The sequence below is a fragment of the Streptomyces wedmorensis genome (assembly GCF_000716445.1).
GTDB lineage: Bacteria > Actinomycetota > Actinomycetes > Streptomycetales > Streptomycetaceae > Streptomyces > Streptomyces wedmorensis.
On record NZ_JNWK01000019.1, the window covers coordinates 19,434 to 34,023 of the forward strand.

The following is a 14,590-nucleotide window of genomic DNA, read 5'->3' on the forward strand; positions in this document are numbered from 1 at the left end:
CGGGGCGCTCACCGGGGAATCCTGACCGCGAGGCGCCAGACGCCGTCCACCGGGCCCGCCTCGACGGTGCCGCCGAGCAGCCGGGCCCGCTCGCCGACCCCGCGCAGGCCACGCCCGCCGTGCGGGCGGGCGACCGGCGGCCGTTCGGGCAGGGGGTTCTCCATGGTGATCTCCAACTCCTCGGTGCGTGCGTCGAGTCGTACGGCGACGGGCTCGCCGCCCGCGTGCCGGGCCGCGTTCGTCAGCCCTTCCTGGACGATCCGGTACGCCTCGCGGGACAGCGCCTCGGATACGGGGTCCAGGTCCCCCGCCACGGTCAGCGCCACCCGCGGCCCCGCGCCCCGCACCAGGGCCTCCAGGGCGTCGAGCCCGGGGCCCGGGCCCGCCGCGGCCGCCTGCCCTTCGTCCCGCAGGAGCCCCAGGACCCAGTCCAGCTCCCCGACCGTGCGCCGGGTGGTCTCCTCGATGGCGGTCAGCGCCTCCCGGACGAACCCCAGGTCGGCCCCGTCGCCGTCCAGGACCCGGCGGGCCGCGCCCGCCTGGAGGGTGACCGCGCTCAGCGCGTGACCGACCGAGTCGTGCAGCTCCCGGGCGAGGCGGTTGCGGGACTCCGCCTCCGCCGCCCGGCGCTCCGCCGCCGCGAGCCGGTCGGCCGGGCTCGGCCCGAGGAGCCGGGGCGCCTGCCGGGCGAGCAGCGCACCGGCGGCCGCCGCCACGGCGGCCAGGGCGAGCAGCATGAGCAGTCCGGCCGGAAGGCCCGCCCAGATCCACCCGGGCCGGTCGAGCCCCCACAGCCGGCCGAGCTCGGACTCCCGGAGCGCGGGTGAGAACGGCAGCGCCATCACCGAGACCGCGAACGGCGGCAGGGCCAGGGTCGCCCCGCTGACCAGCGCCCCGCATCCCAGGTGCAGGCTGAACCAGCCGGCCGTCCTGGCCTTCGCCGTCCGTCCGCGCGCCGGGCCGTCCGCGAACCGGTCCGCCGGCACCCCGCACAGCGTCCGCGCCGCCGCCACCGACATCGGCCGGGCCAGCGGGAACAGCGCGGTGACGGCGGCGAGCGGCAGCCCCGCCGCGTACGCCCCTGACTGGACGCCCAGGCTGCCGGTGAAGATGCCGCCGCCGTCGAGCAGGGGCGCCACCACCAGCGAGCCGACCATCCAGAAGGGCATGAACAGCGCGCCGCCCAGGATCAGATGGAGCCAGCGGAGTCTGGCCCGCTGCCCGAACAGGGCCGCGACCGGTCTCACGCCTCGGCGCTCCGGCGCCGCAGGAACAGCGCCACGCACGCGGCGAGAAGGAACCCGGTGATCATTTCGCCAGCGTAGGACAGTTGTACGAGCTCGGGGACGCGCTTGGTCGGATCGGGGTCCGGCAGCAGCGCGACGAGCGACAGGTAGGCGCCCCAGCAGCCCACGGTGCCCGAGGTGGTCCAGGCCAGCGCCAGCGTGGTGCGGACCCGGAGCCGGGCGGGCCGGCGCAGGACGAGGAAGAGGGTCGAGGCGACGGCGACGACGATGAAGGCGATCCACTGGGCCTCCAGGACGTAGAAGTCGGAGTCGCGTTCGGCGATGCGCCGGGCGGACAGCCCCGTGGTCGAGCCGGCGGCCCACAGCAGGTGGAGGGAGGCGGGCAGGAGCGCGACCACCGCGCCGCCGACGGCGAGGGCCCGTGCCCCGGATCCGGACGTGCGGGCGGACAGCTCGCCGAGCCTGCCCCGCCAGATGTGACCCCAGCGGTCCCGGGCGTACAAGGCGAAGAGGGTGCCCAGGGCGAGGCCCTGGAGTGTGAAGCCGCCGTAGACGACGGCGAAGACCCAGTCGTCCAGGAAGGGTTCGCTCGGCGCGGCGGCCTTCTCGGCGCCGGAGACGAGGGCGACCGCGAGTTGCACCGGGTAGCCGGTCATGATCGGGGCGAGGAGTCCGGTCGCCGCCCACATGGGGAGGGAGAGCAGCCAGGCGGGGAAGCGCCGGCCCCAGTCCTGGGTGAGCAGCAGGGCGAGGACGACGACGAGGACGTCGGCGACCACGGAGACCGAGTTGGCGATCGCCATCATCTGCCGGTGTTCCAGGAGCGCGCTCCCGGCGGGGATGCCGATCTCGCTGCCGGCCACCCAGGCGACCTTGAGCGTGATGTACGGGAGGCAGGCGAGGATCGCGAGGACGCGCAGCACGCGGCGGAGGGTGCCGGGCCGGTGGTCGGCGCCGGGCGCCGGGGCGGGGAGGTGCGCGGTCTGTGTCATGGCTCCAGACTCCCGCCCGGACCGGCCCTCCTACCTCCTTCCCACAGGGGAACCGCCTCCCCCGCCCGGGGGAGAGGGGCTCCTCCTTCCGCGGCCCCCGACCGCTGCCGACGCCCTGCCCACGACCCCTCGCTCGCAGTCGCGCCCCGCCCGGGGGCGGGCGCCACGAGGAATTGACCCATCAATTCGAAGATCGATTGCCCCCTGTCGAAGGGTCAATGGCGCCCTAGAGTAGTGATCATGAACGAGATCGAGACCTTCGCCCCGCTCCTGACCCGCGCCGCCACCGCCGAGACCGCCGCCGACCCGAGCAGCGTGATGACCCTCCTCGCCGACTCCGACACCACCGGCGGACAGCTCACCAGCTACCGCTCCTCGTTCGCGAAGGGCGCGGTCGGGGCCCCGGCGCACTTCCACACCAAGGCCTCGGAGATGTTCTTCGTGCTCGGCGGCTCGCTCCAGGTCCTGGTCGGCGAGGAGCTGACCGTCCTGGAACAGGGCGACTTCCTCCTCGTCCCGCCGCACACCCCGCACGCCTTCGCGGCGGCGCCCGGCGCCGAGGCCGACGTGCTCTTCACGTTCACGCCCGGCATGGCCCGCTTCGACTACCTCCGCCTCCTCGGCCGGGTCATGCGCGGCGAGGCGAGCTTCGAGGAGATCAAGGCGTCCTCGGAGCAGTACGACAACCACTACGTCGACAGCCCGGTCTGGCAGCAGGCCCTCGCCGACCGCGCCTGACCACGCGGTCGGCGCGATCGGGCGGCGGGCCGCTTGCGTCAGAGTCGGCGCGTCGCGAGCGTCAGCCGGTCGCGCGCGTCGAACAGCGCGTCCTTGATCATCTGCTCGTGGGCCGGGGTGAGCCGCGCCACCGGCACCGAGCAGCTGATCGCGTCCCGGGCCGGGGTCCGGTACGGGATGGCGACGCCGAAGCAGCGGAGGCCGAGGGTGTTCTCCTCGCGGTCCACCGCGTAGCCCTGCTCGCGGATGACGCCCAGCTCCTCGATGAGCTGCTCGCGGTCGGTGATCGTGTGCTCGGTCAGCGCCGGCAGGGTCTCCGGGAGCAGCTTGCGCACCTGCTCGTCGCTGTGGGTGGCGAGCAGCGCCTTGCCCAGCGAGGTCGAGTGCGCGGGCAGCCGACGCCCGACCCGGGTGAACGGCCGCAGGTAGTGCTGGGACTGGCGGGTCGCCAGGTAGACCACGTTGGTGCCGTCGAGGCGCGCCAGGTGGATGGTCTCGGTGGTGTCGTCGGACAGCCGGTCCAGGGTGGGCCGGGAGGCGGCCACCACCTCGTCGCCGTCGATGTACGAGGTGCCGACGAGCAGCGCCCGCACCCCGATGCCGTACCGGGTGCCGGTGGAGTCCGTCTCCACCCAGCCCAGCTCGACCAGGGTGCGCAGCAGCATGTACAGGCTGGACTTGGGGTAGCCGACGGCCTCCTGGACGGCGGCGAGCGAGTGCATGCCGGGGCGCCCGGCGAAGTACTCGAGCAGTTCCACGGTCCGCACCGCGGACTTCACCTGTGCCCCACCCGCGTCGGCAGTCGCCATGACCCTCGCCCCTTTTCCGTTGTCCGGTCGCCCACCCCGTCGCCCACCGGACGCCCCGGCCGAGCGGTGCCCTTGTGGAGACGGCCGGGCCGTCAATAGAGTCCCGCCCAGATGCGTTCATCTACGGGAACTGTGTTCAGAATAGCGAACAGGGGCGTGGCGGTGGCGGCAGAACCAGTGTGGAGTGTGGACCCCAGGACGGGGAAGCCGCGCGAGCAGGTTGCGGTGGAGGCCACAGCGGAGGAGGTCGACCGGGCCGTACGGTCCGCCCACGCCACCCGCGAGGCACTCGCCGACCGCGTCGTGCGGGCCGCCTTCCTCCGTACCGCCGCCGACCTCCTCGACGGGGCCGGCGAGCAGATCGCCGAGGCCGCCGACGCCGAGACGGCCCTGGGTCCCGTCCGTCTCGGCGGTGAACTCGCCCGTACGACCGCCCAGTTGAGGGCGTTCGCCGACGTCGTCGAGGAAGGTTCCTTCCTCGACGTCCGGATCGACCTCCCCGACCCCGGAGCCACCCCGCCGCGGCCCGACCTGCGCCGCTGGAAGATCCCGCTCGGCGTCGTCGCCGTCTACGCCGCCAGCAACTTCCCGCTCGCCTTCTCCGTCCCCGGCGGTGACACCGCCAGCGCCCTCGCCGCCGGCTGCCCCGTGGTCGTCAAGGCCCACCCCGACCACCCGGCGACCTCCGAGCTCTGCGCATCCCTGCTGCGCCGGGCCGCCGCCAAGACCGGCCTCCCCGAGGACGTCGTCGTCCTCGTCCACGGCTTCGACGCGGGCGTCGGACTCGTCCGTCACCCGCTCGTCTCGGCGGCCGGCTTCACCGGCTCGATCCGCGGCGGCCGGGCGCTGTTCGACGCGGCCGTCACCCGGCCCGTCCCCATCCCGTTCCACGGCGAACTCGGCTCCCTCAACCCCGTCGTGATCACCCCCGCCGCCGCCGGCGAGCGGGCCGAGGAGATCGGCGGCGGCCTGGCCGGCTCGATGACCCTGGGCGCGGGCCAGTTCTGCACCAAGCCCGGCTTCGTCCTGGCCCCCCGCGGCGGGGACGGCGACCGCTTCCTCGCCGCGCTCACCGCCGCGGTCAGCGAGACCGAGCCCTCCGTGATGCTCGACCACCGGATGCGGGACGCCTTCGTCGCCGGGGTCGCCGAGCGCGCCGCGCTCACCGGGGTGCGCAGCGCCGTCACCCCCGGCGCCGGCGGCGAGCACACCGTCAGCGCCGGCGTCCTCGACGTCGACGCCGACCGGCTCGCCGAAGGCGCCCACCCCCTCCTCCTGGAGGAGTGCTTCGGACCCGTCACCGTCGTCGCCCGCTACGCCTCGCGCGAGGAGGTCAGCGCCGTCCTCGGCCTGCTGCCCGGCAACCTCACCGCCACCCTGCACATCGCGACGGAGGCCGCCGAGGATCCCGACGCCGCCTCGCTGCTCGCCGAACTCACCCCGCTGGCCGGCCGCGTGCTCGTCAACGGCTGGCCCACCGGCGTCGCCGTCGCGCCCGCCCAGCACCACGGCGGCCCCTACCCGGCCACCACCTCCACCAGCACCTCGGTCGGCGCGACCGCGATCGAGCGCTGGCTCCGCCCCGTCACCTACCAGTCGACCCCCGACCACCTCCTCCCGCCGGAACTCCGCGACGGCAACCCGCTGGACGTGCCGAGGCGCTGAGCACGGTTCCGCCGAGCCCCGGCCGGGATCCGACGCCATCGTCCCCGCCCTCCTCGACACCCTGCTCCTGTACCTGCTCCGCACCTGGTGGCTCACCGAGCGCGCCGACCGGTCCACCGGCTGGTCCGCCGCGCTCGGAGACCCGGCGGTGGCGCGCGCCCTCCGCGCCCTCCACGACGACCCGGCGAGAGCGTGGACGGTCGAGGAGCTCGGCGCCCTCAGCGGCCTCTCCCGCGCCCCCTTCGCCCGCCGGTTCACCACCCTCGTGGGCCGCGCACCCCTCGCCTACCTCACGTGGTGGCGCATGACCACGGCCGGCCGGCTCCTGCGCTCCGCCGACGTCCCGCTCCGCGTCGTGGCCCAACGCTCCGGGTACTCATCGGAGTTCGCCTTCGCCAAGGCCTTCAAGCGCGAGTACGGCATGGCACCGGGGCGGTACCGCGAGGGGGCGTGAGCCCGCTCAGGCCCGGCGGCCCGGCAGGCGCAGCGAGGCCAGGGTCGTCAGGGCCAGCAGGCCGGCGCTGACGAGGAGGCCGGTGCGCAGGGCCGTCGTCAGGTCCTGTGCCGCGAGCGAGCCGAAGACGGCGATGGCGAGGCCGCCCGCCGTCTGGCGGATCGCGTTCAGGAGTCCCGCCGCCGTGCCCGCCCGCTCCGCCGGGACGGCCTCCATCATCGAGGCGATCAGCGGAGGCAGGGAGAAGCCCGCGCCGAGCGCCAGCGGCACGAGCAGCAGGGCCTGGGCCGCCCGGGAGGAATCCGCGTCCACGGTGAGCAGGCCGAGCAGGCCGGCCACCGCGACGACCTGCCCCACCACGATCGGCACCTTCGCCCCGTACCGCGCCGCCGCCTTCGCCGAGAGGACGTTCACCCCGGCCAGGAGTCCCGTCATGGGCAGGAACATCAGCCCCGCGCCGAGCGCCGACAGGCCCAGGACCTGCTGGAAGAAGAGGCTGAAGACGAAGACCATGCCGTAGAAGGCCACGCTGTTCGCCGCGCCCGCCGTCACCGCCACCGCCACCGTCGTGTTCCGGAAGAGCCCGAGCGGGACCATCGGGTGCCGCCGCCGGGACTCGATCAGGAGGAACGCGGCGAAGGAGACCGCCGCGACCCCCAGCGCCCACCGGCCCTCCGTGCCGCCCTCGATGGCGGCGAACGTCAGGCCGCCGAGCGCCGCCACCGCCGTCAGCTGCCCCGGCAGGTCGAGCGGCGCCGGCCGGCGCTCCGAGCGGACCACCCGGGTCAGCAGGACGAGGGCGACGAGCCCGAGGGGGAGGTTGATGAAGAAGATGCCGCGCCAGCTCCAGGCCGTGGTCAACGCCCCTCCCGCCACCGGTCCGAGCGCCACCGCGACCGTGCCGCCGGCCGCCCACAGCGACACCGCGCGGGCCCGCCGCCCCGGATCGCCGTACGCCTCCCGCACGAGGGCCAGCGAGGCGGGCAGCATCACGGCCGCCGCCGCGCCCTGCACCGTACGGGCCGCGAGCAGCGCGGGAAGGCCGGGGGCGACGCCGCAGGCGGCCGAGGCGAGGGTGAAGACGACGGCCCCGGCACCGTAGGCCCGGCTCGCCCCGACCCGGTCGGCGAGCGCCCCGCTGGAGAGCAGCAGCGCGGCGAAGGCCAGCGTGTACGAGTCGACCACCCACTGGAGGCCGGACATCCCGGCCCGCAGGTCGGCGCCGATCGCGGGCAGCGCCACGTTGACGACCGAGGTGTCGAGGGTGATGAGGGCGAAACCCAGCATCGCGGCGGCCAGGGCGGGGCCGGGGGAGCGTTCGGCGGCGGGGCCGGGGGAGCGTTCGGCGGCGGGTCCGGGGTGACGGAGAACAGCGGCTTCGGTACGGACTGTCGAGGACATGCCCCCAGCTTCGTGAGCGGCGGGGACGTACAGTAGTGGCCCGAATGCCATATGCCCGGAGGTTCTGGCCATGCCCGGCGAGTCCCGCCCCCAAGGGGTCCGGCGGGTCGCCGTGATCGCCGTCCCGCCCGTCTCGATGTTCAACCTGGCCATCCCCGAGATGCTGTTCGGCAAGGTCGAGATCGACGGCCGGCCCGGCTACGAGACCGTCATCTGCGCCCCCGACCCCGGGCCCGTCACCACCACCGGCGGCCTCGACCTGGTCGTGCCGCACGGCCTGGACGCCGTCGCCGCCGCCGACACCGTCGTCCTCGCCGGCAGCGGCTCCTCCACGGACACCGACCCGCGCATCCTGGACGCGCTGCGCGGCGCCGCCGCCGACGGCAAGCGGATCGCGTCCATCTGCACCGGCGCCTTCGCGCTCGCCGAGGCCGGACTGCTCGACGGCCGGGCGGCGACGACGTACTGGGCGTACCGGCAGCGACTCGCCGAGCGGCACCCGTCCGTCGACCTCCAGGACGACGTCCTGTTCGTCCAGGACGGGCCCGTCCTGACGTCCTCCGGATACGCGGCGGGCATCGACCTCTGCCTGCACGTCATCCGCACCGACCACGGTGCCGCCGTCGCCAACACCGTCGCCCGGCTCGCCCTCGTCGCGCCTGTACGGCCCGGCGGCCAGACCCAGTTCACCCAGACCCCGCTGCCGCCCGAGCGAGGGGTCTCCTTCGCCGACACGCGCGCGTGGGCGATGGCGCACCTCGACGAACCGCTCGGCCTCGCCGACCTGGCCCGGCACGCCGGGGTCTCCGTCCGCACCCTCTCCCGCCGCTTCCATGCCGAGACCGGCGTCAGCCCGCTCCAGTGGCTGCTGCACCAGCGCGTCGAGCGGGCGAAGGAGCTCCTGGAGACCACCCCGCTCGCCATGGACCAGGTGGCCCGCGCCAGCGGTCTCGGCACGGCCGACTCGCTGCGCGGGCACCTGACCCGCCGCACCGGCCTCACCCCGAGCGCCTACCGCGCCTCGTTCAACCGCCTGACGGCCGCTGCGACCGTCTGACGGGTTCGCCGCCGCCTCGTGCTCCGGCTCACATCGGGGCCGGAAGCGGAATGAGGCAGTACGGGCGATGCGTTCGACCGTACGGAAGACCCCATCGGCAACCCCCGGAGAGAAGTCACATGCGCGTCGAGATCTGGAGCGACATCGCCTGCCCCTGGTGCTACATCGGCAAGGCCCGCTTCGAGAAGGGGCTCGCGGCCTTCGCCCACCGCGACGACGTCGAGGTCGTGCACCGCTCCTTCGAGCTCGACCCGAACCGCGCCAAGGGCGACACCGGGCCCGTCCTCGCCATGCTGGCGAAGAAGTACGGCCGCACCCTCGACGAGGCCCGCGCCATGGAGGCGCACGTCGCCTCGAACGCGCACTCCGAGGGCCTCGGCTACCGCACCGAGGGCCGCGACCACGGCAACACCTTCGACATCCACCGGCTGCTGCACCTCGCCAAGGAGCGCGGCCGCCAGAGCGAGCTCCTCGACCTCGCCTACCGGGCCAACTTCGCCGAGGAGCGCTCCGTCTTCGACGCCGAGACCCTGGTGGCGCTCGGCGTCGAGGCCGGTCTCGACGAGACCGAGGTGCGGGCCGTCCTCGCCGACGAGACCGCGTACGCCGCGGCCGTACGGGAGGACGAGCGCGAGGCCGCCGAACTCGGCGCCAACGGCGTGCCGTTCTTCGTCCTCGACCGCCGCTACGGCGTCTCCGGCGGCCAGCCCGCCGAGGTCTTCACCCAGGCGCTCGAACAGGCCTGGCAGGGCCGCGCGCTCCAGCCGGTCGGCTCCGACGCGGAGGTCTGCGGCCCGGACGGCGCCTGCGAGGTTCCGCAGGCCTGACCGCCTGACCTGCACGTTCCGACCTGCACGGATAAGCGCGGCTTGGGTCTCCCCACGGTCGAAACGTCATTGACGGGTGATCGTGGGGAACCCAGGGTGGGTGCATGGATTCCCTTGACCAGCCGCTCGGCGGCGCCGAGTTCGCGCCCAAGAAGACCTACCTGAACACCTCCGCCTGCGGTCTGCTGCCGCGCCGGACCATCGAGGCCGTCACGCTGCTCGCCGAGGAGACCGCCGACGGCCGCCCCGACGGCGCCGGCAGCTTCGACGTCGTCGACGAGGCCCGGGCCGCGTACGCCCGGATCGCCCACGTCCCCCGCGAGCGCGTGGCCGTCGGCAGCTCGGTCGCCGTGCACTGCGGGATGATCGCCCAGTCGATGCCCTCGGGTGCGGAGATCCTCTTCCCCGAAGGCGACTTCTCCTCGCTCATCACCCCGTTCACGATCCGCGGCGACCTCAAGACCCGGTTCGTGCCGCTGGAACGGCTCGCCGAGTCCGTCCGCCCCGAGACCGCGCTCGTCGCGTTCTCCGCCGTGCAGTCGGCGGACGGCCGGACGGCCGACTTCGCGGCGGTACGGGAGGCGGCGGCCGCCCACGGTGCCCGCACGCTCCTCGACGCCACCCAGTCCGCAGGCTGGCTTCCGCTGCACGCGGGGGAGTGGGACTACACGGTCGCCGGCGGCTACAAGTACCTGCTCTGCCCGCGCGGCGCGTCCTTCCTCACCGTCACCGAGGAGGCGCAGGACTCGCTCCTCGCGATCCACGCCAACTGGGTCACGGGCGAGGAGCTGTGGGTGAACAGCTACGGCCCGGTCCGCGAACCGGCCCGCTCCGCACGCCGTTTCGACGAGCCCGCGGCCTTCCTCTCGTACCACGGGGCGGCCCGCTCGCTCGCCCTCCTGGAGGAGATCGGCATCGAGCGGATCGAGGCCCACGACAAGGGGCTCGCGGCCCGCTTCCGCTCCGGACTCCTCGCCCTCGGCCACGCGCCGGTCATGGACGACTCGACGGTCGTCGCGATCCCCGGCCTCGGCGACCGGGCGGACGCGCTGCGGGAGGCCGGCATCCTGCTCTCGGCCCGCGCGGGCAACCTCCGCGCCTCCTTCCACCTGTACAACACGACGGCGGACGTCGACCGCGCCCTGGACGTCCTCGCAGGCTGACCCGCCGACCCGCCGACCCGCCGACCCGCCGACCCGCACCGGCCCGTCAGGCCGCGCCCGGCGGGGCGGGGTTCAGCAGGCCGCGCCCGGCGGGGGCGGGCAGGCGCCCTCGTCGCCGGCCTCCTCGGCCAGGTTCTCGGCGAGGACGCCGAGCAGGCGGGCGAGCTCCGCCCGGTCGGCCTCGCCGAGGCCGGCCAGGGTGGCCGTCTCCAGATCCGACCAGGCGCCCTCGACGCCGAGGCGCAGCGCCTGTCCCTTCTCCGTCGTCTCGACCAGGACCGCGCGCCGGTCGACCGGGTCCGGGCGGCGCTGCACGTACCCGCACTGCTCCATGCGCTGGAGCATCTTGGTCACGGTCGAGGGGTCCAGGCCGAGGGACTGGATCAGCTCCGACTGCCGGACCGCGCCGCAGTCCCACAGCCGCATCATCATCAGCTCCTGGCCCGGATAGAGACCGAGGTCCCGCAGCCTGCGCCCCATGGCGATCCGGTGCATCCGCGCCACGCGCGCGAGGGCGTGGCTGACGGGTCCACCGCGCGCGGCGGTCGGCAGCGGACCGCCCGCGGGGGCGGTACAGACGGGGTCGTTTCCTGGCATCGAAGCTCCTCGGGAAGGTTCTCCCACAAGATTACCTTGGTCGGCCAATGAATGGGTTACAGTGACAACGGCCCAATTAGTTGGCCGACCACATATTTGATGTGAGGGAACCGCCATGCCTACTGCCTTCGACTCCGTCGACCTCGCCGGAACCCGGCTCGCCAACCGCATCGCCATGGCCCCCATGACCCGCAGCCGGGCCGACGCCGAGCTCCGCACCCCCACCGCGACCGTCGCCGAGTACTACGCCCAGCGCGCCTCCGCGGGCCTCATCATCACCGAGGGCGTCCAGCCCGTAGCCGAAGGCCAGGGCTACCCCTTCACCCCCGGCCTCCACAGCCGCGAGCAGATCGCCGCCTGGCGCCGGGTCACCGACGCCGTCCACGAGCGCGGCGGCCGCATCTTCGCCCAGCTGATGCACTCCGGCCGCATCGGCCATCCCGACCTCCTCGACGGCGACCTCCACCCCGTCGGCCCCTCCGCCGTCGCCGCCGCCGGACAGGTCTTCACCCCCGAGGGCCCCAAGGACTTCGTCACCCCGCGCGCCCTCACCGGCGACCAGGTGCACGAGGCCGTCGCCGGCTTCGCGAACGCCGCGCGCAACGCCGTCGAGGCCGGCTTCGACGGCGTCGAGATCCACGGCGCCAACGGCTACCTGATCCAGCAGTTCCTCGCGAGCGGCTCCAACCACCGCACCGACGAGTGGGGCGGCTCCGTCGAGAACCGCGTCCGCTTCGCCGTCGAGGTCGTCAAGGCCGTCGCCGCCGAGATCGGCCCCGAGCGCACCGGTCTGCGCATCTCCCCGGCCAACACGTACAACGACATCAGCGAGACCGACACCGAAGAGCTCTACACCGCCCTGCTCACCGCCATCGAGCCTGTCGGCATCGCCTACCTCCACGTCCTGGAGACCGCCCCCGAGCGGCGCCCGCTCGTCCTCGACCTGCGCAAGAGGTTCGCCGGCACCTTCATCCTCAACCCGGCCACCGAAGAGGAGACCGACGCCGCGTCCCTCGCCCTGATCGAGGACGGCACCACCGACCTCGTCGCCTTCGGCCGGCTCTTCATCGCCAACCCCGACCTGCCCGCCCGCCTGCGGACCGACGGCCCCTACAACGAGCTGGACGCCACCACCATGTACGGCGGCGACGAGCGCGGCTACATCGACTACCCCGCCCTGGAGCCGGTCAGCTGAGCCACGGCCACGGCCACGGCCACGACCCCGGGTACGCGGAGGGGGCGGCGTCCGGCACCGGACCCCGCCCCCTCCGCGTACCCGTGACCGGGTCACCCGTGACCGGGTCACCCGTGACTACCGCCCCCAGGCCTCCGTCGCCGCCCGCAGCGCACCCTCCAGGTCCACCGGCCGGCCCAGCTCGCCGAGCGCCGCGCCCAGTGCCGCCAGCGAGGACTGCACCGCGCCCGGGGCCGCGTCCACGCCGTAGTGGTTCACCCGGACCATCTCCTTCGCCAGCGCTCCGCCGCCCGCGATCAGCGGCAGCGACGGATCGGCGGCAAGGGCCTTCGCCACCAGCTCCGAGGCGTCCACACCCGCCGGCGCGCGCAGCGTCGTCGCCACCGGAGCCGCGTCCCGGGCCTCGTACACATAGGGCTCGAGACCCCCGCCGAGCGCCGAAGCGCCCGCCCGGGTCGCCGCCGCGGCCGAGGCGTGCCGCGCCATCAGCGCGTCCAGGCCCTCCGTCTCGATCCGCTCCAGGCAGGCCTCCAGGGCCAGCATCTCCAGCTGCGCCGGCGCGTGGAGCAGCGCCTTGCGGCCGCCGTCGATCCACCGCTCCTTCCAGTCCAGGAGGGAGAGGTACGAGCGGCGCGGGGCCGCCGGGTTGGCGGCGAACCGCTCCCAGGCCCGCGCGCTCACCGACACCGCGGACACGCCCGCGGGCCCGCCCATCGCCTTCTGCGCGCCGATGATGCACATGTCCACGCCCCACGCGTCCGGCAGCACCGGCTCCGCGCCGATCGACGCCACCGCGTCCAGGTAGAACAGCGCGCCGTGCGCCCGCACGACCTCGCCGATCTCCGCCACCGGGTTGGTGTTCCCGGTCGCCGCCTCCGCGTGCACGAGCGACACGAAGTCGATCTCCGGGTGCTCGGCGAACGCCTGCTCCACCTGAGCCGCCGTCACCGCCGTGTGGAACGGCACCTCCAGGTCCACCACGGTCGCCCCGCAGTCCCGCAGCCAGTTGCCGAAGGTCTGCCCGTACGGACCGGTGACGATGTTCAGCGCGGTCGAACCGGCCCGCGCCCCGCTGCGGATGCACCCCTCCAGGGGCAGCAGCGCCTCGCCCTGGGTGATCACCACGTCCTGCTCCGTGGAGAGCAGCGCGGCCACCCGCCGCTCGATCGACGCGAAGTGCGCGGCGGTCAGCGGGGCCAGGTCCAGGAGCGGATGTGTCACGGTCACGGCGGTGCCTTCTTCGACTCGGTTCGGTGCGGGTGGAGCTCCGGATCAGCGTACCCAGCGACCCCCGGACGACCCCCGGACCCCGCCTGCCGCCCTGCCCGGGCGGCCGCCCTCGTACAGTGCAGGCATGAGCGATCACGCGGTGCTGCACGTGAAGGGGCGGGTGCTCGTCGGCCCGGAGGACGTACGCGACGAACTGTGGTGCGTCGACGGGCGGATCACCTTCGACCGGCCCGCCGCCGAGGCGGTGACCGTCGAGGGCTGGGTGCTGCCCGGACTCGTCGACGCCCACTGCCACGTCGGTCTCGACCGGCACGGTCCCGTCGACGACGCCACCAGCGAGAAGCAGGCACTCACCGACCGGGACGCGGGCACCCTGCTGATCCGGGACGCCGGCTCGCCCTCCGACACCCGCTGGATCGACGACCGCGAGGACCTGCCGAAGGTCATCCGCGCCGGCCGGCACATCGCCCGCACCCGCCGCTACATCCGCAACTACGCCCACGAGATCGAGCCCGCCGACCTCGTCGCGTACGTCGGCCGCGAGGCCCGCCGCGGCGACGGCTGGGTCAAGCTCGTCGGCGACTGGATCGACCGCGAGGCGGGCGACCTCACCGCCTGCTGGCCCCGCCCGGAGGTCGAGGCGGCCATCGCCGAGGCCCACCGGCTCGGCGCCCGGGTCACCGCCCACTGCTTCGCCGAGGACTCGCTGCGCGACCTGGTCGAGGCGGGGATCGACTGCGTCGAGCACGCCACCGGACTCACCGAGGACACCATCCCGCTCTTCGCCGAGCGGGGCGTCGCCATCGTCCCGACCCTGGTCAACATCGCGACCTTCCCGCACCTCGCCGACGGCGGCCAGGGGAAGTTCCCCCGCTGGTCGGCCCACATGCGCAGGCTGCACGAGCGGCGGTACGACACGGTCCGCGCCGCCTACGACGCCGGCGTCCCCGTCTTCGTGGGCACCGACGCGGGCGGCTCCCTCGCGCACGGCCTCGTCGCCGAGGAGGTCGAGGAGCTGACCCGGGCCGGCATCCCGCCGATCGACGCGCTCGCGGCCACCGCGTGGCGGGCCAGGGCCTGGCTGGGCCGCCCGTCCCTGGAGGAGGGCGCCCCGGCCGACCTCGTCGTCTACGGCGAGGATCCGCGCGCGGACGTCCGCGTCCTCGCGGCGCCGCGGCGGATCGTCGTCAACGGCCGGGTCGTCGGCTGACCCTC

At 74.4% G+C, this 14,590-nt stretch carries 13 protein-coding genes and 1 pseudogene; 8 read left to right on the forward strand and 6 right to left on the reverse strand.

The genetic code is table 11. The features are described from left to right. Positions 1-8 precede the first annotated feature (8 nt). Both OO54_RS17045 and OO54_RS17050 read right to left on the reverse strand, forming a co-directional pair. Entirely contained in the window at positions 9-1,247 is a 1,239-nt protein-coding gene (locus OO54_RS17045; protein ID WP_033204055.1) for a sensor histidine kinase, read from the reverse strand. Next, a complete protein-coding gene (locus tag OO54_RS17050; RefSeq protein ID WP_033204056.1) occupies positions 1,244-2,239 on the reverse strand; it encodes a hypothetical protein in 996 nt (331 codons plus the stop codon). The genes OO54_RS17045 and OO54_RS17050 overlap by 4 nt, the downstream gene beginning before the upstream one ends. A 240-nt stretch (positions 2,240-2,479) precedes the next feature. Between OO54_RS17050 and OO54_RS17055 the strand changes: the two genes are divergently transcribed. Beyond that, entirely contained in the window at positions 2,480-2,977 is a 498-nt protein-coding gene (locus OO54_RS17055; protein WP_026058093.1) for a cupin domain-containing protein, read from the forward strand. A gap of 38 nt (positions 2,978-3,015) precedes the next feature. On the opposite strand, the gene OO54_RS17060 is transcribed toward OO54_RS17055, so the two are convergent. Then, on the reverse strand, positions 3,016-3,786 hold the full coding sequence (locus tag OO54_RS17060; protein ID WP_033204057.1) for an IclR family transcriptional regulator: 771 nt from the start codon (positions 3,784-3,786) through the stop codon (positions 3,016-3,018). A 162-nt stretch (positions 3,787-3,948) separates the two neighbouring features. Between OO54_RS17060 and OO54_RS17065 the strand changes: the two genes are divergently transcribed. Together OO54_RS17065 and OO54_RS17070 are read left to right on the forward strand one after the other, a co-directional pair. Continuing rightward, on the forward strand, positions 3,949-5,451 hold the full coding sequence (locus OO54_RS17065) for an aldehyde dehydrogenase (NADP(+)) (protein ID WP_078905236.1): 1,503 nt from the start codon (positions 3,949-3,951) through the stop codon (positions 5,449-5,451). 13 nt (positions 5,452-5,464) lie between these two features. After that, positions 5,465-5,905, forward strand: a pseudogene (locus OO54_RS17070) (helix-turn-helix transcriptional regulator); the annotation flags it as partial. Between the two features lie 6 nt (positions 5,906-5,911). Here the strand turns inward: OO54_RS17070 and OO54_RS17075 are convergent. Next, positions 5,912-7,306: an MFS transporter gene (locus OO54_RS17075; RefSeq protein WP_033204059.1), complete on the reverse strand. Its 1,395-nt coding sequence runs from the start codon at positions 7,304-7,306 to the stop codon at positions 5,912-5,914. Between the two features lie 70 nt (positions 7,307-7,376). Here OO54_RS17075 and OO54_RS17080 point away from each other — a divergent pair, with 70 nt between their 5' ends. The 3 genes from OO54_RS17080 (at position 7,377) to OO54_RS17090 (ending at position 10,353) form a co-directional block, all read left to right on the forward strand. Beyond that, a complete protein-coding gene (locus OO54_RS17080; protein WP_033204060.1) occupies positions 7,377-8,363 on the forward strand; it encodes a GlxA family transcriptional regulator in 987 nt (328 codons plus the stop codon). 119 nt (positions 8,364-8,482) lie between these two features. Then, on the forward strand, positions 8,483-9,190 hold the full coding sequence (locus OO54_RS17085) for a DsbA family oxidoreductase (RefSeq protein ID WP_033204061.1): 708 nt from the start codon (positions 8,483-8,485) through the stop codon (positions 9,188-9,190). Between the two features lie 104 nt (positions 9,191-9,294). After that, positions 9,295-10,353: an aminotransferase class V-fold PLP-dependent enzyme gene (locus OO54_RS17090; protein WP_033204062.1), complete on the forward strand. Its 1,059-nt coding sequence runs from the start codon at positions 9,295-9,297 to the stop codon at positions 10,351-10,353. 72 nt (positions 10,354-10,425) lie between these two features. On the opposite strand, the gene OO54_RS17095 is transcribed toward OO54_RS17090, so the two are convergent. Then, entirely contained in the window at positions 10,426-10,950 is a 525-nt protein-coding gene (locus tag OO54_RS17095; protein WP_033204063.1) for a MarR family winged helix-turn-helix transcriptional regulator, read from the reverse strand. A 115-nt stretch (positions 10,951-11,065) separates the two neighbouring features. On the opposite strand from OO54_RS17095, the gene OO54_RS17100 reads away from it, so the two are divergent. Continuing rightward, a complete protein-coding gene (locus tag OO54_RS17100; protein ID WP_017238579.1) occupies positions 11,066-12,145 on the forward strand; it encodes an alkene reductase in 1,080 nt (359 codons plus the stop codon). 117 nt (positions 12,146-12,262) lie between these two features. Here the strand turns inward: OO54_RS17100 and OO54_RS17105 are convergent, their stop codons facing one another. Then, complete coding sequence (locus OO54_RS17105) at positions 12,263-13,366, reverse strand: pyridoxal-phosphate-dependent aminotransferase family protein (protein WP_033204156.1); 1,104 nt, start codon at positions 13,364-13,366, stop codon at positions 12,263-12,265. 133 nt (positions 13,367-13,499) lie between these two features. Here OO54_RS17105 and OO54_RS17110 point away from each other — a divergent pair, with 133 nt between their 5' ends. Beyond that, a complete protein-coding gene (locus tag OO54_RS17110) occupies positions 13,500-14,585 on the forward strand; it encodes an amidohydrolase family protein (protein WP_033204064.1) in 1,086 nt (361 codons plus the stop codon). The last annotated feature ends 5 nt before the right edge of the window (positions 14,586-14,590 follow it).

Excerpts from the sequence above, each read along its gene's own strand:
- OO54_RS17050 (WP_033204056.1), bottom strand. The coding sequence starts at position 2,239 with ATGACACAGACCGCGCACCTCCCCGCCCCGGCGCCCGGCGCCGACCAC.
- OO54_RS17055 (WP_026058093.1), top strand. The coding sequence starts at position 2,480 with ATGAACGAGATCGAGACCTTCGCCCCGCTCCTGACCCGCGCCGCCACC.
- OO54_RS17060 (WP_033204057.1), bottom strand. The coding sequence starts at position 3,786 with ATGGCGACTGCCGACGCGGGTGGGGCACAGGTGAAGTCCGCGGTGCGG.
- OO54_RS17075 (WP_033204059.1), bottom strand. The coding sequence starts at position 7,306 with ATGTCCTCGACAGTCCGTACCGAAGCCGCTGTTCTCCGTCACCCCGGA.
- OO54_RS17080 (WP_033204060.1), top strand. The coding sequence starts at position 7,377 with ATGCCCGGCGAGTCCCGCCCCCAAGGGGTCCGGCGGGTCGCCGTGATC.
- OO54_RS17085 (WP_033204061.1), top strand. The coding sequence starts at position 8,483 with ATGCGCGTCGAGATCTGGAGCGACATCGCCTGCCCCTGGTGCTACATC.
- OO54_RS17090 (WP_033204062.1), top strand. The coding sequence starts at position 9,295 with ATGGATTCCCTTGACCAGCCGCTCGGCGGCGCCGAGTTCGCGCCCAAG.
- OO54_RS17095 (WP_033204063.1), bottom strand. The coding sequence starts at position 10,950 with ATGCCAGGAAACGACCCCGTCTGTACCGCCCCCGCGGGCGGTCCGCTG.
- OO54_RS17100 (WP_017238579.1), top strand. The coding sequence starts at position 11,066 with ATGCCTACTGCCTTCGACTCCGTCGACCTCGCCGGAACCCGGCTCGCC.
- OO54_RS17110 (WP_033204064.1), top strand. The coding sequence starts at position 13,500 with ATGAGCGATCACGCGGTGCTGCACGTGAAGGGGCGGGTGCTCGTCGGC.